This window comes from Rhizobium sp. YJ-22 (assembly GCF_029601685.1).
In the GTDB taxonomy this organism is placed as follows: Bacteria; Pseudomonadota; Alphaproteobacteria; order Rhizobiales; family Rhizobiaceae; genus Metarhizobium.
In genome coordinates, this window is sequence record NZ_JARRIR010000003.1 from 500,819 (window position 1) to 520,688 (window position 19,870).

The following is a 19,870-nucleotide window of genomic DNA, read 5'->3' on the forward strand; positions in this document are numbered from 1 at the left end:
GCCGGTTCGTCCATTGCCCGGCCGTGTCTCGCGTCAATTGCCCTTTCCCGGCATGATCGAGGACAGAACCTGCCGCACCGTGCCGCGGATCACGCCTGTCCGTTCCGGTTCGCCGCGGATCAGCGATGCCGTCAGGTTCCTCACCTGATCGACGGTGAGATGCGGGGGAAGCGGTGGCACCTCGGGATCGGTCTTCACCTCCAGAACGGCCGGCCGGCCGGCGGCAAGCGCTTCCTCCCAGGCTGCGCCCAGGGCGTCAGGCGAGTCGACGAAGATGCCCTTGAGGCCGATCATCTCCGCGAAACGGTGATACGGCACGTCGGGAATGCGTTGCGAGGCGTCGAATTTTGGATCGCCTTCCATGACGCGCTGCTCCCATGTGACCTGGTTGAGATCCTCGTTATTGAAGACGCAGATGACGAAGCGGCTGTCGGCCCAGACCTTCCAGTATTTGGCGACGGTGATGAGTTCCGCCATGTTGTTCATCTGCATGGCGCCGTCGCCGACCAGGCCTATCACCGGCCTGTCGGGATGGGCGAATTTCGCCGCGATCGCATAGGGAACCGCCGCACCCATGGATGCAAGCCCGCCCGACAGCGACGCCATCATGCCGCGCCGAAGCCTGACGTCGCGAGCATACCAGTTCGCGCAGGAACCGGAATCGCTGGTGACGATCGCACCGTCCGGAAGCCGCGGCGACAGTTCCCATGCGACGCGCTGCGGATTGACCGGGTTTGCGTCGGCCTTGGCGCGGTCCTCCAGCCGTTCCCACCAACGCGACGTCGATTTGGCAATGGTCTTGCGCCAGGCATCGCCTTTCTGAACCAGCAGCGGCAGCAGCGCCCTCAGGGTTGCGCCGGCATCGCCGACGAGATTGACGTCCATGGGATAGCGCAGGGAGAGCATGCCGGGGTCGATGTCGATCTGCACCGCTTTCGCCTGGCCCTCCTCCGGCAGGAATTCCGAATAGGGAAAGCCCGAGCCGATCATCAGCAGCGTATCGCAATCGCGCATGAGATCCCAGGACGGCTCGGTGCCGAGCAACCCGATGGAGCCGGTGACCCAGGGCAGGTCATCCGGCAGCACTGCCTTGCCAAGCAATGCCTTGGCCGCGCCGGCGCCCAGACGATCGGCGGTCTCGATGACAGCGTCCGTCGCGCCGAGGGCGCCGGCGCCGACGAGGATCGCCACGCGCTCGCCGGCATTGAGGATATCGGCCGCCGCCTGCAGGTCGTCCTGATGCGGGATGACGAGCGGCGCACGATAACCGACGCCGGAATGAAGCGTGCCGTGAACATGCGGCGGCTCTTCATAGGTCATGTCCTGCAGGTCGTTGGGCAGGATCAGGGCGGTGACGGTGCGTTTTGCCAGGGCGATGCGTATGGCGCGGTCGACGAGATGGCGCACCTGCGCCGGCACGGAGGCCTGATGCACGAAGCCGCCGGCGACATCCTTGAACAGCGCGGCGAGATCGACTTCCTGCTGGTAGTGCCCGCCCAGCGCCGTGCGTGCCTGCTGGCCGACGATGGCCAGAAGCGGCTGGTGATCGGCGCGCGCGTCGTACATGCCGGTGACAAGATGGGCGGCGCCCGGCCCCGAGGTTGCGATGCAGACACCGAGTTCGCCAGAGAATTTCGCATGGGCGGCCGCCATGAAGGCCGCCATCTCCTCATGGCGCACCTGCACGAATTCGATGCTGTTTCCGGCGCGATTGAGCGCGCCGAACACGCCGTTGATCCCATCGCCGGGATAGCCGAACATGCGCCGAACGCCCCATGCATGAAGCCGGGACACCAGGAAATCGCCAACGGTTTGAGACATGGCCGGGGGCCTTTCGTTTGCCAAAGGAGAAAATGAACTGCCTGGCTAACCCCGGATCCTCCAGGAGGTTCCAGCGGCGAACACATGCGTTGCTTCCACCGGAAACCCATATGAAAACGCCCGGTCGTTCAGACCGGGCGTCAGGAAGCGGGATATGTTAGATGGGATTGGCGCTTTCGAAGTCGTCGCGCTGCCTGCCGCCGATGGCGGCGGCGACGGAGGCGACGAAGGCGCCGATCAGCAGGGCGATGAAGGTCATAATCGCCATGGTTGCTCCAGCCTTCCGGGCGGTATCGGCCGCTTCCTTGGCCTTCTGCGCGGCGGCGTCCGCCTGGGCGAGCACATCGTTCACCCGCTTTTCGGCTTCCGCCTGCGGCAGGCCGGTGTTGCGGGCGACGATCTGCGCCAGATAGGTTTTGTCGGCGGCGGGAATTTCACCGGCGGCGGCCCCGGCAAGCAGGATGCGCGATGCTTCCTGGCGGGCATCGGCCGGATTTGCCGGCGGCGTACCGGGCGCGGCGTTCTCGGCGGGACGGAACATCATATCGAGAAAATAGGCGCTCGGATCGGCATTGGCGGCGCTGGACGTCAATTGCTCGTTCGAGGCTGCCCCCTGTGCCGCGCCCTGGACCAGGCCCGATGTCACCGACGTCGCTGCCGATACGCCGCCGCCGATGAGCGAGGTCAGCGTCGAGCCAAGGACGGATGCCACGAAGACGGTGGCCAACGCCCAGGAAAGAAAGCCATGGGCGGTATCGCGGAAGAAGGTCTCGTCCTCATGAACGGAGGCCCAGCGGGTGCGCAGCCGACCGGCGAGATAGCCCCCGAAGGCCGAGGCCAGCCACTGGATGACGATCAGCCAGATGGCGGCGGAAATCGCCACGGTTCCCGAAGAATAGCTTTCGCCCGAGAACGGCGACACCATGGTCAGGCCCAGGCCGGTGCCCAGGATGGTCAGCAGCAATGTCAGCGCCGTCGCGCCCACCGCCCCGGCAAAGACGGGCGCCCAGCGGACGGCGGAAGACGGCGAGTCGCCCGCCCCGGAGGGAAGGCGACCGATATCCTCTTGGATGATTGCCATGGATAAAGCTCCCAGAACATTTCCAGCCGAAGCGTGATCGCTTCGGCATCGGACAATGCGTCAAAAACAAAAAGGGAGAACATTTGCGGTGAACCCGTGTTCACCGCAAATGCCCTAGTGAGAAAACAGCGCGATCAGGATGATGATCGGAATCGGCACGCCGAGCAGCCAAAGTAGAATTCCGCGACCCATTCTGGTGTCCTCCAAATACAAGATTGCGTTGATTAACCCCTTGAGGGAGAACTAGTTCCAGCCCGTATGCGAAATTGCTGGCAGGGCCGAGGCGACCCGCCGCGAAGGCGGGGCCGGCAACTGCAGATGGCATGCGCCGGTCGCGTCCGATGGCCGCCTGAAACGATGGGAAGGCCAAATCCGCTCCCTCTCCGATTTGCATGGAAACCATGTGCTTTCCCGGAAGTTTAAGTGCTTGACCCTCAATTCCTGGAGCAGCATCATGACAGCTCGGCCGAACAAATCTCCCAGCATCGGTTTCGACAGCGGCCCGGCGGGAGGCTGGGGCTCCGCCCGGTCGGTCGGCGAGGTGCTGCTGCGCGAGCATATTCCCGTGGCCGGCCCGTCGCTGCTCAAGCATCAGAACAAGCCGGACGGCTACATGTGCGTCAGCTGCGCCTGGGCGAAGCCGGCCAAGACCCATCCGCTGGAATTCTGCGAGAACGGCGCCAAGGCGACCGCCTGGGAGGTGACGAGCCGGCGTGCCGACAGGGCGTTCTTTGCAGCCCATACGCTTGGCGAACTGGAAGGCTGGCTCGATCACGATCTCGAGGAGCAGGGGCGGCTGACGCATCCGATGCGCTGGGATGCGGCAAACGACACATATGTGCCGGTTTCCTGGGAAGACGCCTTCGCCGAGATCGGCCGCGAACTGAACGCCATCGCGCCGCAGCAGGTGGAATTCTATACCTCCGGGCGCGCCTCGCTCGAAACCTCCTACATGTACCAGCTCTTCGCGCGCATCTATGGCAGCAACAACCTGCCGGATTCCTCCAACATGTGCCACGAAAGCTCGTCGGTCGGCCTGCCGGAAAGCATCGGCGCCAGCGTCGGAACCGCCATTCTCTCGGATTTCCAGAATTGCGACTGCATCTTCTACATCGCCCAGAATGTCGGCACATCCTCGCCGCGCCTGTTGCACGACCTCCAGGATGCGGTCGATCGCGGCGTCAAGGTGGTGACCTTCAACATGCTGCGCGAGCCCGGGCTGGAGCGCTTCGTCAATCCGCAGGCGCCCGGCCAGATGCTGACCGGCAAGGAAACACACATCTCCTCCAACTATTATCAGGTCAGGAACGGCGGCGATACCGCAGCGCTGTTCGGCATCGCCAAGGCGCTGATCGAGGCCGACGATGCCTTGCATGCGGTGCATTTCAGCAAGGTCTCGGGTTCGGACTCCGAACCGCGCGATCCGTCGAATGCCGCCGCCGTCGCCTTTGCCGCATCGGTGGCCGCCGCCGACAGGAAGCATGTGCTCGATCACGACTTCATCGCCGAGCATACCGCCGGTTTCGAAACCTTCGCCGAGGCGGCGCGGGCGTATGGCTGGGAGGAGCTGGAACGGGTTTCCGGCCTGACGCGTGAACAGATGGTCGAGGCGGCCCGCATCTACGCCGCCTCCGATGCCGTGCTGATGGTCTACGGCATGGGGCTGACCCAGCAACTGATGGGGGTCGAGAATGTGCATATGGTTGCCAATCTCGCGCTGCTGCGCGGCAATATCGGCAAGCCCGGCGCCAATATCTGCGCGGTGCGCGGCCATTCGAACGTTCAGGGCCAGCGCACCGTCGGCATCACCGAAAAGCCGGGCCTCGCGCCGCTCGACAAGCTGCGTGACCTCTACCGGTTCGAGCCGCCGCGCTGGGAGGGGCATACGACGGTCGATGCCTGCCAGGCCATCCTGAAGGGTGAAACACGGGCTTTCATCAGCCTCGGCGGAAATTTCCTGCGCGCCGCCCCGGAGACGGTTGCGATGGAAGCCGCTTGGCGCAAGCTGCGCCTGACGGTGCAGATCGCCACCAAGCTCAATCGCAGCCATGTCATCCATGGCGAGATCGCCTATCTCCTGCCCTGTCTTGGCCGTATCGAGCGCGACGAGCAGGCCGGCGGCCCGCAGGCGGTCTCGATGGAAAGCTCGGTGGCGCATTTCCACGGTTCGCGCGGCCGGGCGAAACCGGCCAGCCCCGAACTGTTGTCCGAGCCGGCCATCGTCGCCGGCCTCGCCAAGGCAACGCTCTCGCAAGGCGACGTGCCCTGGGATCGCTGGGTGGGCGATTATAGCGAGATCCGCGATGCGATCGAGCGGACCTATCCCGAGACGTTCAAGGATTTCAATCGCCGGCTGTTCCAGCCGGGCGGTATTGCGCGTCCCCTGCCGGCGCGGGAACGCAAGTGGGCAACCGGCAACGGCAAGGCCAATTTCATCACGCCGGACCGTCTCTTTCCCGAATTTCCGGCCGAGGCGGTTGGCGACGATGTCCTGCATCTTGCGACGCTGCGTTCGAACGACCAGTTCAACACGACGATCTATGGCTATAGCGACCGTTTCCGCGGCATCGACGGCACGCGGCAGGTGGTGTTCATGAATGCCGGGGATATCGGCCGGCTGGGCTTCGCCGATGGCGATATCGTCGACATGGTCACGGCCATTGAACCGGAAACACAACGCATCGTCCGTGGTTTCCGCATCGTCGCCTATGACATTCCCAAGGGATGCTGCGGGGCCTATTATCCGGAAACCAACCCACTGTTTCCCTTGAGCCACCACAGCCCCAAGGCAAAAACCCCGTCCTACAAGCTGCTGCCCGTGCGTTTTGTCCGCTCGCGCACCATGCCCGCCAATTGAGCGGGCGGCATGTCCGGCTCACGCCGCCTAGTTTGACGTGGCGGTCGTCGCGGCCTGATGTCAGCCGCGAGGGCCAAGCTCGGATCCGGCGATGATTTCCTGGAAGCGGGCGACGGCGGTATGATCCTGCCCGGTCCCCAGCGTCTTCTGGGCGGCGGACCATAACTCCAGGCAGAGGGAGGAGAACGGGGTCGTCGTATCGGTCTCCGACGCCACGTCCAGCGCGATCCCCAGATCCTTCACCATCAGGTCGAGGCCAAATCCGGCATCGAAGCGGCGCGACAGCACGAATTGCTTGAATTTCTTCTGGGTCGAGTTGTTCATGCCCGTGGAGGCGTTGAGCACGTCGACCATGGTTTCGGGGGAAAGGCCGAAGCGGCTGCCGATGAGCAATGCCTCGATGCCGATGAGGAAGCCGCCGGCGCTGACGAGATTGTTCAAGGCCTTCATGGCGTGCGCCGCGCCGACGCCGCCGACCACCGTCAGCGTGGAGCCCATGCGCGCGACCAGCGGGCGGATCGTTTCGAGGGTCGCGGCCTCGCCGCCGAGCATGATGGCGAGATCGCCGGTCTTCGCGCGCGGCACGCCGCCCGAAACAGGCGCATCGACCAGCGCGATATCCAGAGCGGCGAGGCGTTCGGCGATTTCGCGTGTGCGCGAAGGGGCGCCGCTCGACATCTCGACGACGATGCTGCCCGGCTTCAGCGAAGCGGCAAGGCCGTCAGCGCCGAAGAGAACGGTTTCGACGATACGGCTCGTCGGCAGCATGGTGACGACGATGTCGGACCGCGCGCCGACCTCCGCCGCCGATGCGGCGGGCGTCGCACCGATATCGGCGGCGACCTTGTGCGTCGTCTCGGCGTCGGAATCCAGCACGGTAAGGGCGTAGCCTCCCGCGGCGACGTTGCGCGCCATGGGGGCGCCCATGGCGCCGAGGCCGATAAAGCCGATTTTCGGCAGTTGCTGTTGCTGATTCATCTTTTCTTCATTCTCCTCGCTCGCGAATGCGCCGGCTCCTCGGGAAAACCGGTGGCCGGGTTTTTAAAATTGTATTACAGCATGACGATATGACATAGCAAGCGCATTCACGCGCAAGGAAGGTTCACCATGAACGACACGCGACAACCGCATTACGAGGTGCTGGCCCTGCGCTACGCGACGACGGACCTCAAGCGGCCACGCCATGAAAACTTCTTCCCCGGCATGGATCTGCACGAAGGGGACATGCCGCTCGATTATTATATCTGGCTCATTCGGGGCGAGGGCAGGGTCGTCGTCGTGGATACCGGTTTCGGTGCGGAGGCCGCGCGGATGCGCGGACGCATCCTGCTGCATGAACCTGCCGACCTGCTCCGTCGTGCGGGCGTCGATGCGGCCGAAGTCTCCGATGTGGTTTTGACGCACCTGCATTATGATCATGCGGGCGGCCTGTCGGCGTTCCCGTCCGCCCGCTTTCATCTTCAGGACGATGAGATGCGCTTTGCGACGGGGCGCAGCATGCGGCATGCATGTTTGCGCGCGCCTTTCGAATGCCGCGATGTCACCCAGGCCGTCGAACTGGTTTTCGCCGACCGCATGATCTTCCACGACGGCGACGCGGCGATCTTTCCGGGCATCGAGCTATTCCGTGTCGGGGGGCATTCCGGCGGATTGCAGGTCGTGCGCGTCTCCACCGCGCGGGGCCGGCTGGTGCTGGCGTCGGATGCCTTTCATTTCAATGAGAACCGGTTGCGGCGAGCGCCTTTCCCGATCGTCCATCACCTCGGCGAAATGCTGGAGGGGTTCGTCCGCTGCGAGGAACTGGCCGGCAACGACGCCTCCCTGCTGATTCCCGGCCACGATCCTGAGGTTCGCCGCCGCTGGCCGTCCTTCGATGGCGATGCCCTCGACATCGTCAGGCTCGATCTCCCGCCAAAAACCGCAGAATGAATGATTATCGTATTGACGTCTTGTCATACAATATGTAGAAAGCCCTTCAAGAGGAACGGGAGTGCCTGACAATGCAATTGAATGAGACCGTCACGGCGCGGGGAACGACATTTGTCTTCGCCGGCGAATACGAGCCGGAATTCCGCCCCGCAGTCGACGCTTTCATCGGAAACTACGAGGTCGAGGAAGAGATCGGCTCTGCCTCGGCGCTCTATGTCGACGGCCGCAAGGTGTTCGATATCTGGGCCGGCTTTCGCGACGAGGCGAAGACAAAGCCCTGGGGGCAGGACACCATCGTCTGCATGATGTCGGTCGCCAAGGGCATTTCGGGCATCGCGTTCAATATCCTCATCGACCGGGGGCTCGTCGATCCGGATGCGCCGGTTGCGAAATACTGGCCGGAATTCGCGCAGAACGGCAAGGAAGGCATCCTTGTGCGCCATGTGCTCGATCACACCGCCGGCCTGCCGGTCGTTCTCGATCCGCTCTGGCCCGGCGCGATCTACGAATGCGACACCATCGTCGCCGCGCTCGAGAAGCAGGCGCCGCTTTGGGAGCCGGGCACGGTCGCGGCCTATCATATCCATACGCAGGGCAATATTCTCGGGGAAATCGTTCGCCGCATCACCGGCAAGCGTTATGTCCGCTTCATCCAGGACGAACTGATCGCGCCTCTGGGGCTGGATTATCGCATCGGCAATCTTTCCGAGGCCGATATCGCGCGTTGCGCGGATCTGGTGCCGACGGTCGAAGGTACGCTTTTCGCCCGCAAGGACAGCGACCCGGATTCGCTTCTCGCCAAGGGTTTTCTCCAGCATCCGCGCGAGCCGATCAACGTCACGCTCAATTCGCATGGCTGGCGGACGGCGGAAATCGCCAGCGCCAATGGCCACGGCACGGCGCGCTCGGTTGCCGCGATCTACGGCATGGTCGCACGCGGCGGAGAACTGGACGGTGTGCGTATCATGCAACCGGAAACGGTTCGCGACATGCTCGCCGAGCAGCATAACCAGACCGAGCAGATGCAGCAGCGCCCCTATCACCAGGGCCGTGGGATTCTTCTCAACACGGAGCAATCCGTGTGGATGGGACCGAACCCGCACGCCTTCGGGCATCACGGCTTCGGCGGCTCGATCGGCATGGGCGATCCCGATGCGAAGATCGGTTTTTCCTATGCCTGCAACAAGATGCACACGCGCCCGGATAACGGTCCGCGCGCGCGCCGCATTATCGAAGCCGTCTACAACATCCTGTGAGCGGGCCTGTCATGAGCGACAATCGCAAGATAGCGGCCGTGACCGGCGGTGCGGGTGGGATAGGCGAAGCCTGTGTCCGCAAGCTGACGGAAAGCGGCTGGACAGTGGCCGTGCTCGATCGCGATGCCGACAAGGCGATCGACGTCGCCCGCCGGTATGGCGGGGTTGGCTACGGCATCGATATCGGCGATGCGCAGAGCATCGCCGCCGCCGCGCGGTATGTGGAGGACAATGTCGGACCGGTCTCGGGGCTCGCCTGCGTGGCGGCGCATCTCGAAAACCCGCATCGGCCGGAGGCGCAGGATCCCGTCGAATGGGACGACATTGTTCGCGTCAACCTGACGGGCACGTTCCGGACCATGGTCGAGTTCGGTCGCGGCATGCTGGCGCGCCGGACGGGTTCGATCGTCAATGTGGGTTCGATTACGGCGTTCAATTCGTCGCCGCTTCAGGCCTATGGCCCCACCAAGGCCGGCATCATCAACATGTCGCGCAATTTCGCGGTCGCCTGGGGACGGAACGGCATTCGGGTCAATACCGTCTGCCCCGGCCCGACCCGGACGCCGGCGGTGGAGGCAAGCTATGCGCGCGGCGAGCGCAGCCCGGAAACGATGATCCGCACGACAGCGCTCGGGCGTCTGGTAAGCCCGGTCGAAGTTGCGAATGCCATTGCCTTTTTGCTGTCGAGCGAGGCTTCGGCGATCACGGGTATCGAGCTGTCGGTGGATGCCGGCGTTCTCGCTTCGCAGCTCTGGTCGATGTATGGCGGCGTGCCGGAAGCGGCGTTCTGAGGATAGCCGGTGACGTTGCGCGCAGGGAGGAATGAATGACGGGTGAACTTGAAAGACAGGTCGTGCTGATCACCGGGGCCGGTCGCGGCATCGGCCGCGCGGCAGCGGAACTTCTCGCGCAGCGCGGGGCTGCCGTCGGGGTCGTCGATGTCAATGCGGACGATGCGCTTGCGGTCGCGGATGCGATCCTGGCTGCAGGTGGCAGGGCGCTGGCGCTGCCCGCCGATGTCAGCGACAGGGCGGCCGTGCTGGCTGCGGCCGAGCGCCTTGCCGGGCAGTTCGGTCCGCTGACGGGGATCGTCAACAACGCGATGTGGATCCGCTACGGCGCCGTCGAAGGCGTCGAGGAAGACGTTCTCGATCGCATGCTGGCGGTGGGCGTGAAGGCGGCTTTCTGGGGTACGCAGGCGCTTCTGGCGCATGGAGCGGCCGAGGGTGGCGCTATCGTCAACATCTGCTCTCCGGTCGCCGATCTCGGCATGGCCAATACCGCCTCCTATACGGCGGTGAAGGGTGCGATCGGCGCGCTCACCCGGCAGCTTGCCGTGGAATTGGGCGGGCGCGGCATCCGGGTCAATGCGGTGACCCCCGGCGCGGTGCCGACCCCCGGCGCGCGCGCCATCGTCAACGAGGACGGCTATGCGATCCGGCGCAGGCAGACGCCGCTCGGGCGCCTGGGCGAGGAGCGGGAGATCGCGGCCGGCATCGCATTCCTGATCGGTCCGGATGCGAGCTTCGTGACCGGCGAGATCCTGCATGTCGACGGCGGAATCTCCGTCAGGTCGATGTAAGGCACTCGCGGCCGGGAGGAAGACCCGGCCGGCCTCATTCGAATTCTCATCATCCGCGTGGCGCAGCAGGTTTCGCCGCGAAGGTCGGTTTTACCCAAAATTCTTCGGCGCGAAGGTCGAGCCGAAGCGGTTCAGGCAGGGAAGTGGACATGTCTAGCAAATCCGGAAACGAAACCATCGACGATATGTTCGCGCGCGGCCTGGCGCTTCGCAGGCAGGTGCTCGGGCCGGAATATGTCGACAAGTCGATCGCCAACGCCAACGAATTCATGTCGGCTTTCCAGCGCATCACCACCGAATGGTGCTGGGGCTATGCCTGGGGGCGCGACACACTGGAACTCAAGACCCGCAGCATGCTCAATCTGGCGATGCTGACGGCGCTGAACCGGGCCGCCGAGATCAAGCTGCATGTTCGCGGCGCCGTCAACAACGGCGTCACCGCCGAGGAAATCCGCGAGGTCCTGCTGCATGCCACCGTCTATTGCGGCATTCCGGCAGGCCTGGACGCCTTCAAGGCGGCCAACGAGATCCTGGTGGAAATGAACGTGATTTCCCCGCGGGCGGACGAAAAGCAGTGATCATGCCGCGGTGATGAACGACCGTCATACGGTCCGTATGACGTCTTCGAATGCTATCCATGGGAGGATTGGAAATGCAGAAAATTTCGAGGCCCGGATTTGTCGCCACGCGCCGGCAGGCGATCAAGAGCATTGTCGGCGGGGCGGCCGCGGTGCTCGCCGCGCCCTACGTGCATCGCGCCTATGCGGCGGATGACACGATCAGGATCGGCTATATCGACCAGTTCACTGGGGCGCGCGCGAATTTCGCCGAAACGGCCCCCTGGGTCATCGATCAGATCAAGGCCCATACCAAGGATGGCCTTGTTATCGGCGGCAAGACCTATGCCGTGGAAATCCTGTCCCGTGACAGCCAGTCCGACCCGAACCGCATGGGCAGCCTCGGCAACGAACTGGTTTTGCGCGAAGACGTCGACCTGCTGCTGATCGCCGACGGATTGGCTGCGCCGGCCCTCGAAATCTGCGACCAGAACGGCACGCCGGGCATTTCGACGATTCTTCAATGGGAGCCATTTTATGCGGCGCGCGGCTCGAGCCCCGAAAAGGGCTATCCGTGGAGCTTCCTGTTCTTCTGGAGCGGCGCCGACATCATCAAGAACTATACCGGGATGTGGGACGCGTCCGGCATCGAGAAGGTCGTCGGCACGTTCTACGAGGACAATGATTTCGGCCGCAGCTTCTCGGGCGGCATGACCGCGTCCCTGCAGGGCGCGGGCTTCAAGGAGGTCCCCGGCGGCCTCTTCAAGGAGCAGGTCGACGATTTTTCCAACCAGGTGGCTGCCTTCCGCGAGGGCGGCGCCAAGATCGTGACCGGTCTGGTCTTCCCGCAGCATTTCGCAACCTTCTGGGGTCAGGCCCAGCAGGCCGGGCTGGAGCTGGAGGCCGCGACGATTGCCGCCGCCTTCGTGTTCCCGAGCGGCGTCGAGGTGCTTGGCGACCAGGGCGCGGGCATGTCGACGGAGATCTGGTTCAACCGTCAGCTTCCCTTCAAGTCGAGCCTCAACGGCCAGAGCGCCGACGAATTCTGCACGGCCTATGAGCAGGCGAGCGGCAAGCAATGGGCGCAGCCCATGGGCTACGAACATGCGATCTGGGAAGTGGCGTTTGCCGCGCTCAAGGCCTCGGGCAACCCGAAGAACCGGGCCGCCGTGCGCGACGCCATTGCCGATCTCGATCTCGATACGATCATCGGCAAGGTCGACTTCCGGAATTCCAGCATGAAGTCGGTCGCCAATACCTGGGTTACGATGGGGCAATGGCATAAGAATCCGGCCGGCAGCAAATTCCCCTACGAACTCTACGTGACCAACAACGTCACCGCTCCGCAGGTTCCGATCCAGAAGGAATTCCTGCCGCTGTCGAAGTTCCGCTGATCGCGGAACGCCGAGGGAGGGCTGGGCTGCGCGCCCGGCTCTCGCCGCTTTTAATTCATGGAGGCCAGGGTGGAATCCGTTCTGCTTGCCGAAGGCGTAAGCCAAAGCTTCGGCTCGATTACCGTTGCCGACAACCTGACTTTTTCCGTCGGGCGTTCCGAATGCCTCGGCATCATCGGGCCGAACGGCGCGGGCAAGACGTCCGTCTTCAACATTCTCGCCGGCATTATCCGGCCCCGCTCGGGACGGGTTCTGCTGGCGGGCAACGATGTGACGCACCGCTCGCAATACGAGCGGACGCGACTGGGCATCGGGCGCACCTACCAGGTGCCGCAACCCTTCGGGCTGCTGTCCGCCTATGAGAACGTGCTGGCGGCCGCGACGTTCGGCGGCGGCAAATCCGGGCGGGAGGCGGCCGATTTCGCCTTTGAAACCCTGAAGCGCTGTGGTCTGGCCGCCCGCGCCGACACCTTGGCCGGCTCCTTGCCGCTTCTCGATCGCAAGCGGCTGGAACTTGCTCGCGCGATGGCGCTGCAACCAAAGGTGCTGCTTCTCGATGAAATCGCGGGCGGGCTCACCGAGGCGGAAGTCCGCCATCTCGTGCAGCTCATCCTGTCCATCAAGCCCGGCCTGGCGATCGTGTGGATCGAGCATGTCACCCATGCCCTTTCGGCCGTCGCGGACCGGATTCTCGCCGTCAACGCCGGCAAGGCCATCGCCGAGGGCGCGCCCGCCGCCGTGATGGCCGATGCCGCCGTCCAGGAAATCTACATGGGAGCCATCATCGATGTCCCTTCTGAAGGTTGACGAACTCGACGTTTTTTACGGGGATTTCCACGCGGTGCGCGGGGTCAGCCTAAAGGTCGACGAAGCGCAGACGGTCGCCATCATCGGCGCCAATGGCGCGGGAAAATCCACGCTTCTTCAGGCCATTACCGGCCTCAACATGCAAAAACGCGGCGCGGTGACCTTCGACGGCAAGGATATCGGCCGGATGCGCGCCGATCTCATCGCCCGCAACGGCGTCACCATGGTGCCGGAAGGCCGCCGCCTGTTCGGCTCGCTGTCGGTCGAGGACAATCTCCTCGTCGGCGGCTCGAGCGGGCGCAAGGGCCCGTGGACGCTGGAGGCGGTCTACCGGCTGTTTCCGCGGCTTGGCGAACTTCGCAGGATGCAGTCCTCGACGCTATCGGGTGGCCAGCAGCAGATGGTGGCGCTCGGCCGCGCCCTGATGACCAATCCGCGCCTGCTGCTCTGCGACGAGATATCGCTCGGCCTCGCGCCGAAGATTATCGGCGACATCTACCGGTGCTTCGACGCCATTCGCGAAAGCGGCGTTTCGATCGTGATCATCGAGCAGAACGTGGCGCAGGCCTGCAATGCCTCCCAGCATGTCTATTGCCTGCTGGAGGGAAGGATCAGCCTGGAGGGCGATCCGCGCAAACTGGCCATGGACGACATCACCGCCGCCTATTTCGGAACGGAGCAGCACGCATGATCTGGCTGGAAACCATCGCCAACGGCATTCTTCTCGGCGGCCTCTATGCGCTGATCGGGCTTGGATTGGGCTTTGCCTTCGGCGTCATGCGCGTCGTCAACGTCGCCCAGGGCGATTTCATCGTCGCGGCGGCGTTCATCGGCCTCTATCTCTACCCATGGACGCCGCTGCACCCCATTCTCGTCATCGTTCCGGTGGCGCTGATCGCTTTCGGGATCGGCATCCTCCTGCAGCGGGTGCTGATCAACCGGGTGCTCGGTCATGACCAGATCCCGCAGATTCTGCTGACCTTCGGCCTCGCCATCGTCCTCAGGAACGGCATGGTCTCCTGGTTCGGAGCCAACAGCCAGTCGATCAATGTCGGCAACATGCGTTTCTGGGGCTTCGATTTTCTCGGCATGCGCCTCGGCGTATTGCCGGTCCTGGTTCTGGTCATCGCGATCATGCTTTTCGCGGCATTGCGTTTCTGGCTGAATACCTCGCGCATGGGCCGGATCATCCGCGCCACCGCCGACGACCATCAGGTGGTGCAGCTTCTCGGCGTGAACTACCGCAACGTCTACGCGATCGCCATGGGCATCGCATTGGCTCTTTCGGCGGTCGCCGGCGTGCTGCTCGCCATGCGCGGCTCTTTCACGCCCTATTCGGGCGCCGACCGACTGCTGATCGCCTTCGAGGTGGTCGTCATCGGCGGGCTCGGCTCGTTCTGGGGCATGTTCATCGGCGGCATCGTCCTCGGCGTCACCCAGCTGGTGGCATTGAAACTCGATCCCGCCGGCGGGCTGATGTACGGGCACATCGTGTTCTTCATCATCCTCATCCTGTCGCCCAAGGGGCTGTCGTCGATCCTAAGCATCAAGGCATTCCGCAAATGAACACTTCCGGTCCCTCCCGCACGCGCCATGTGGCCATCGCCGCCGCCGTCTGCTTCGTCGCGCTCGCCGTGACGCCGATGTTCGTCTCGCAGGGAAACCTGCGGCTGATGATCGAGATCTTCACGGTGTTCGCCTTCGCGCAGAGCTGGAATTTCCTGGCCGGCTATGTCGGGCTGATGTCGTTCGGCCAGCAGCTCTTCATCGGGCTCGGCGCCTATTTCCTGTTCGTGACGTCGAATGCCTACGGCATCAATCCCTTCTGGCTGCTGCCGCTGGTCTTCGTGCTCTGCGGATTGTTCGCAGCCGCGGTCGCGCCCTTCGTCTTCCGCCTGCGCGATGCCTATTTCGCCATCAGCATCTGGGTGATCGCGGAAATCGTCCGGCTCTACATTTCGCAGAAGGATTCGCTCGGTTCCGTCAGCGGCCTTCCGCTGATGGTCACGCGTGACATGGACCGGACGGTCGTGGCTGTGAGCAACTTCTATGTCGCCGCCGGCCTCGCCTTCCTGGGCGTCTTCGGGCTCTACTGGCTCGCCCGCCGCCGAATCGGACTGGCGCTCGCGGCCGTGCGCGACAATGAGGGCACGGCCGCGGCCGTCGGCATCAATGTCTGGTGGACCCGCTTCTTCGGCTTCGTGCTCGCCGGGGGCTTCGCCGGCGTCGCGGGCGCGACCTACTACATGTCGGTCTTCCACGTCGAGCCCGGCGGAGCCTTCGACCCCAACTGGATGGTCGTCATGCTCTTCATCGTCATCATCGGCGGCGTGGGAACCGTGGAGGGACCGATCATCGGCACGGCGATCTACTTCCTGCTGCGCGCCTGGCTGTCGGGAACCGGCAACCTCTATCTGATGCTGCTCGGCGCGGCCGCCGTGGTGACGATGCTCGTCGCCTCCAAGGGGCTCTGGGGCATCGTGACGAAACGATACGGCTTCGAACCCTTCGCGACGCGTCGGCCGTCGCCGAACAAGCCCTGATCCAATCCAAGGAGAACCACCATGGCCACCAGGCTCGACAACAAGCGGATCGTCGTCATCGGCGCCGCAACCGGCATCGGCCGCGCGGCGGCGGCAGCGGCGATCGCCGAGGGTGCCCGCGTCGTCATCGGCGATTTTGCCGCCGAGGCCGGGGCACGCACGGCGGAGGAACTTGGCCCCGATTGCCGCTTCGTCCAATGCGACGTCTCGGACGAGGCGAGCGTCAAGGCGCTGTTCGAGGAGGCGATCGCCTTCCTCGGCGGCCTGGACGGCCTGGTGAACAATGCGGGCCTGCAGAAGGCGGGACCGGTCGAGAGCTTCAGCGTCGCGGACTGGGACAGCCTGATGGGCGTCAACGCGCGCGGGGTGTTTCTGGCCACGCGCGAAGCCATCCCGCATCTCAAGGCCGCCGGCGGCGGGTCCATCGTCAATACCGCATCGCTGGCCGCAAAGCGCGGCGGGCCGGGGGTGGGCGCCTACGCCGCTTCCAAGGGAGCGGTGATGGCCTTCACGACCGCCTGCGCCCTTGAACTCGCCGCCGACAACATCCGGGCAAATTCCATCTGCCCCGGCTTCATCGATACGCCTTTCAACAATCCGGCGATCGCTTTCCTCGGCGGTCGCGAGGCGCAGGAAAAGCTCGTGAAGGCCTGGGTGCCGCTCGGCCGGCAGGCGACGCCGCAGGAGATTGCGCCGCTCTATACCTTTCTTCTGTCGGACGAGGCCTCCTACGTGACGGCGCAGGCCTATTCCGTCGATGGCGGCGTCTATAACTGAGGCGGACCAGATATCATGACGCAGACAGAATCCGAGCAGTTCGACTATATCGTGATTGGCGCCGGTTCGGCCGGCGCGGCCGCCGCTGCGCGGCTCGCCGAGGACGCCGATGTCAGCGTTCTGCTTCTGGAAGCAGGCGGCATGGACTGGCATCCCGGTTTCCGGTTGCCGCTTCTGATGGGGGCGTTCATCAAGTCGGGCGTCTACAACTGGAACTACGAGACCGAGCCTGAGGAAAATCTCGGCGGACGGAAAATTCCGTGGCCGCGCGGCAAGGTCATCGGCGGCTCCTCGACGCTCAACGGTATGGTCTACATCCGGGGCGTGCCGTCGGATTACGACACCTGGGCGCAAATGGGCCTGAAGGGCTGGTCCTGGGACGAGGTCCTGCCTTTCTTCCGGAAGTCGGAGGGGCATGAGGACCGGCGCGACAGCCACCACGGAACGGCAGGGCCGCTGAATGTCGGCCGGGCGCGCGGCCGCAATCCGCTGGCGCAGGTGTTCATCGAAGCGGGACGCCAGGCCGGTTATCCGGTCAATGACGACTTCAACGGCCCCCGGCAGGAGGGCTTCGGCTATTACGATTTCACTATCAAGAACGGCAAGCGTTTCGGCACGGCCCGCGCCTTCGTCCGCCCCGCCATGGCGCGAAAGAACTTCAGGCTTGTCACCCACGCCCTGACCTCCCGCATCGTCATCGAGGACGGCAGGGCGGCGGCGGTGGAATATATCCGGGGCGGGACCCGGCAGATCGCCCGGGCCCGCCGCGAGATCATCCTGTGCGGCGGCGCGATCAACTCGCCGCAAATCCTCATGCTGTCCGGCATCGGCGCGGCCGATGAGCTCAGGGCCCTTGGCATTGCGCCTGTGGTGGATCTGCCGGGCGTCGGGCGAAACCTCCAGGACCATTTCGACTGCGCGCTCGTCTACGAATCTCCCGCGCCGGTGTCGCTCTACCGGCAGCTCCGCATCGACCGCGTCGCGCTTTCGCTGGCGCAGGGCATGCTGACCGGAAAAGGCCCGGCGACGGTTTTCCCCTATGAGGGCGGCGCCTTCATCAAAGTCCAGCCGGGCGCGCATGATCCCGACATCCAGATCCATTTCATGCATGGCCGCGAGGATACGGCGCGGGTTCACCTGCTTGCCGGCGGCCGGCCGGAACGAAAGCACGGCTTTACCGTCCGCGTGTCGCCCTTGCGTCCGGAAAGTCGCGGATCGATCCGGCTTCGTTCCGCCGATCCGCGTGTCGCGCCACTCATGCAGGCGAACTATCTCGATGCGGAATACGATGTGGAAACGACGATTGCCGGTGTCCGCGCCATGCGGAAGGTCATTGCGCAGCCGGCATTCGACGGCTATCGCGGCAGGGAAATATGGCCGGGACCGGGCGTCGAGTCGGACGCCGACTTCCGGGCCTGGCTGAAAGCCGCCGGCGGCACGACCTTCCATCCGAGCGGCACCTGCGCCATGGGCGTCGGCCCGGACGCGGTTCTGGATGAAAAGCTGCGGGTTCGCGGCGTGACCGGCTTGCGCGTCGCCGACGCCTCCGTCATGCCGCGCGTCGTCAGCGGCAATACGAATGCGGCCTGCATCATGATCGGTGAGCGCGCGGCCGAGTTTGCCAAGGAGGCGCGTCGGGCATGAGCGTGGTATCGGCAGGACAGTTTGACTATATCGTCATCGGAGCAGGCTCTGCCGGGGCCGTCCTGGCCAATCGGCTCTCCGAGGATGCGGGGACGAAAATCCTCGTGCTGGAGGCGGGGCCCGACGAGCGGGTGTTCGCCAGCCGCGCGCCTGCCGCCTTCGTGCGCCTTTTCGGAACGAACCGCGTCTTTCCCTACGTCTCTGGACGCGAGCAGGATGCCGGTGGCCGCCATATCCATGTGCCGCAGGGGCGCATGCCGGGCGGAAGCAGCTCGATCAATGGCATGATCTATATTCGCGGCGACGCGAAGGATTATGACGACTGGGCGGCGCAGGGCTGCGAGGGCTGGGGATATGCGGACGTGCTGCCCTATTTCCGCAAGTCCGAACGAAACGATCGTATCGCCGACGCTTTCCATGGCGGCGACGGGCCTCTTTCCGTCACGGACATACCCCACCACCATCCGCTCAACAGCGCCTTCGTGCGGGCGGCCCAGCAGGCCGGCATTGCCTACAATCATGACTTCAACGGCGCCGCGCAACTCGGCGTCGGATATTTCCAGGTGACCCAGGAAAATGGCGAGCGCGCCAGCACCGCGCGCGCCTATCTCCGGCCCGCCCTGTCACGCGGCAATATCGCACTGCGACTGGAAGCGACGGTCGAGCGCGTCGTTCTCGAAAACGGCAGCGCGAAAGGCGTGCGCTGGCGGCAGGGGCAGGAGACGCACGAGGCGCAGGCCACCCGTGGCGTCATCGTGTGCGCCGGGGCCCTCGGCTCGCCGAAAGTGCTGATGCTTTCGGGTATCGGCCCGGCCGCGCATCTGTCCGAGCAGGGTATCGACGTGCTGCACGACCTGCCGGGCGTCGGCAGAAATTTCCAGGACCATCTGCAAATCCCGAATTACTACGCGACGCGCGCGCCGATCAGCCTTCTCGGGCAGGACAAGGGCCTGAACGCGATCCGCCACGGGCTGCAATGGCTTCTGTTCCGCAGCGGCCTCCTGACCTCGAACGTCGGTGAGGCAGCGGCCTTCGCCGATCTCGATGGCGATGGGCGGGCCGATGTACAGATCCATTCCTTCCCGGTCTTCGTGCCCGATCACGAGAGACCCGCACCGGATGGGCATTTCTTCTCGATCAGCCCGTGCGACCTCAGGCCGAAATCCCGCGGCGAGGTTCTGCTCGATGGCAAGGATCCGAACCGGCAGGTCAGGCTCGTCGCCAACGCGCTTGCCGATCCGGCCGATGTGGCGACCCTCGTCAAAGGCCTGAAGCTCTGCCGGGCAATCGCCAGGACGCCGGCGCTTTCGGCCTATCTCGGCGCCGAATACGCCATTGGCGGCACGCCGGACGACGCCGACGACATCCTGGCGGATTATGTCCGCAACTACGTGAAGACGGTCTACCATCCCGTCGGAACCTGCCGCATGGGGACCGGACCCGACGCGGTGGTGACGCCGCAGCTTCACGTGCGCGGTCTCGACAAGCTGTATGTGGTCGATGCATCCGTGATGCCCGCCATCGTCAGCGGCAACACCAATGCCCCGACGATCATGATCGCGGAGCGCGCGGCCGATCTCATCCGGGGAAAGACGCCGCTCTCGCCTGCCTGAAGGGCAGAA

Annotated in this window: 17 protein-coding genes; 14 read left to right on the plus strand and 3 right to left on the minus strand. The window is 64.5% G+C overall.

All coding sequences use genetic code 11. The features are described from left to right. Nucleotides 1-33: 33 nt before the first annotated feature. Nucleotides 34-1,821 carry a thiamine pyrophosphate-requiring protein gene (locus P7F60_RS10370; protein ID WP_277917657.1) on the minus strand — a complete coding sequence of 596 codons (1,788 nt, stop codon included), beginning with the start codon at nt 1,819-1,821 and terminating at the stop codon, nt 34-36. A 157-nt stretch (nt 1,822-1,978) separates the two neighbouring features. Beyond that, a complete protein-coding gene (locus tag P7F60_RS10375; RefSeq protein WP_277917658.1) occupies nt 1,979-2,902 on the minus strand; it encodes a hypothetical protein in 924 nt (307 codons plus the stop codon). 454 nt (nt 2,903-3,356) lie between these two features. Here P7F60_RS10375 and P7F60_RS10380 point away from each other — a divergent pair, with 454 nt between their 5' ends. Further along, complete coding sequence (locus tag P7F60_RS10380) at nt 3,357-5,759, plus strand: FdhF/YdeP family oxidoreductase (RefSeq protein WP_277917659.1); 2,403 nt, start codon at nt 3,357-3,359, stop codon at nt 5,757-5,759. 60 nt (nt 5,760-5,819) lie between these two features. Here the strand turns inward: P7F60_RS10380 and P7F60_RS10385 are convergent, their stop codons facing one another. Continuing rightward, nucleotides 5,820-6,737, minus strand: a complete 918-nt coding sequence (locus P7F60_RS10385; RefSeq protein ID WP_277917660.1) for an NAD(P)-dependent oxidoreductase — start codon at nt 6,735-6,737, stop codon at nt 5,820-5,822. Between the two features lie 129 nt (nt 6,738-6,866). Here P7F60_RS10385 and P7F60_RS10390 point away from each other — a divergent pair, with 129 nt between their 5' ends. From P7F60_RS10390 to P7F60_RS10450, 13 genes are all read left to right on the plus strand, one after another. Further along, nucleotides 6,867-7,688, plus strand: coding sequence for an N-acyl homoserine lactonase family protein (locus P7F60_RS10390; protein ID WP_277917661.1), 822 nt, complete (start codon nt 6,867-6,869; stop codon nt 7,686-7,688). Between the two features lie 71 nt (nt 7,689-7,759). Beyond that, nucleotides 7,760-8,944 carry a serine hydrolase domain-containing protein gene (locus P7F60_RS10395; protein ID WP_277917662.1) on the plus strand — a complete coding sequence of 395 codons (1,185 nt, stop codon included), beginning with the start codon at nt 7,760-7,762 and terminating at the stop codon, nt 8,942-8,944. Nucleotides 8,945-8,955: 11 nt separating this feature from the next. Further along, the gene (locus P7F60_RS10400) at nt 8,956-9,735 is read left to right on the plus strand and encodes an SDR family oxidoreductase (RefSeq protein WP_277917663.1); all 780 of its coding nucleotides are present in this window, start codon (nt 8,956-8,958) and stop codon (nt 9,733-9,735) included. A gap of 35 nt (nt 9,736-9,770) precedes the next feature. Beyond that, entirely contained in the window at nt 9,771-10,526 is a 756-nt protein-coding gene (locus P7F60_RS10405) for an SDR family NAD(P)-dependent oxidoreductase (protein WP_277917664.1), read from the plus strand. Nucleotides 10,527-10,675: 149 nt separating this feature from the next. Further along, nucleotides 10,676-11,104: a carboxymuconolactone decarboxylase family protein gene (locus tag P7F60_RS10410; RefSeq protein ID WP_277917665.1), complete on the plus strand. Its 429-nt coding sequence runs from the start codon at nt 10,676-10,678 to the stop codon at nt 11,102-11,104. Between the two features lie 74 nt (nt 11,105-11,178). After that, nucleotides 11,179-12,477 carry an ABC transporter substrate-binding protein gene (locus P7F60_RS10415; RefSeq protein WP_277917666.1) on the plus strand — a complete coding sequence of 433 codons (1,299 nt, stop codon included), beginning with the start codon at nt 11,179-11,181 and terminating at the stop codon, nt 12,475-12,477. 69 nt (nt 12,478-12,546) lie between these two features. Beyond that, nucleotides 12,547-13,284, plus strand: coding sequence for an ATP-binding cassette domain-containing protein (locus tag P7F60_RS10420; protein WP_277917667.1), 738 nt, complete (start codon nt 12,547-12,549; stop codon nt 13,282-13,284). Then, the gene (locus tag P7F60_RS10425; RefSeq protein ID WP_277917668.1) at nt 13,265-13,975 is read left to right on the plus strand and encodes an ABC transporter ATP-binding protein; all 711 of its coding nucleotides are present in this window, start codon (nt 13,265-13,267) and stop codon (nt 13,973-13,975) included. Before P7F60_RS10420 ends, P7F60_RS10425 begins: the two co-directional genes overlap by 20 nt. Continuing rightward, on the plus strand, nt 13,972-14,850 hold the full coding sequence (locus tag P7F60_RS10430; protein ID WP_277917669.1) for a branched-chain amino acid ABC transporter permease: 879 nt from the start codon (nt 13,972-13,974) through the stop codon (nt 14,848-14,850). The genes P7F60_RS10425 and P7F60_RS10430 overlap by 4 nt, the downstream gene beginning before the upstream one ends. Then, a complete protein-coding gene (locus P7F60_RS10435; protein ID WP_277917670.1) occupies nt 14,847-15,827 on the plus strand; it encodes a branched-chain amino acid ABC transporter permease in 981 nt (326 codons plus the stop codon). Before P7F60_RS10430 ends, P7F60_RS10435 begins: the two co-directional genes overlap by 4 nt. Before the next feature lie 21 nt (nt 15,828-15,848). Continuing rightward, nucleotides 15,849-16,604, plus strand: a complete 756-nt coding sequence (locus P7F60_RS10440; protein ID WP_277917671.1) for an SDR family NAD(P)-dependent oxidoreductase — start codon at nt 15,849-15,851, stop codon at nt 16,602-16,604. A gap of 15 nt (nt 16,605-16,619) precedes the next feature. Continuing rightward, nucleotides 16,620-18,248 carry a choline dehydrogenase gene (locus P7F60_RS10445; RefSeq protein WP_277917672.1) on the plus strand — a complete coding sequence of 543 codons (1,629 nt, stop codon included), beginning with the start codon at nt 16,620-16,622 and terminating at the stop codon, nt 18,246-18,248. Continuing rightward, on the plus strand, nt 18,245-19,861 hold the full coding sequence (locus P7F60_RS10450) for a GMC family oxidoreductase N-terminal domain-containing protein (RefSeq protein ID WP_277917673.1): 1,617 nt from the start codon (nt 18,245-18,247) through the stop codon (nt 19,859-19,861). The genes P7F60_RS10445 and P7F60_RS10450 overlap by 4 nt, the downstream gene beginning before the upstream one ends. The last annotated feature ends 9 nt before the right edge of the window (nt 19,862-19,870 follow it).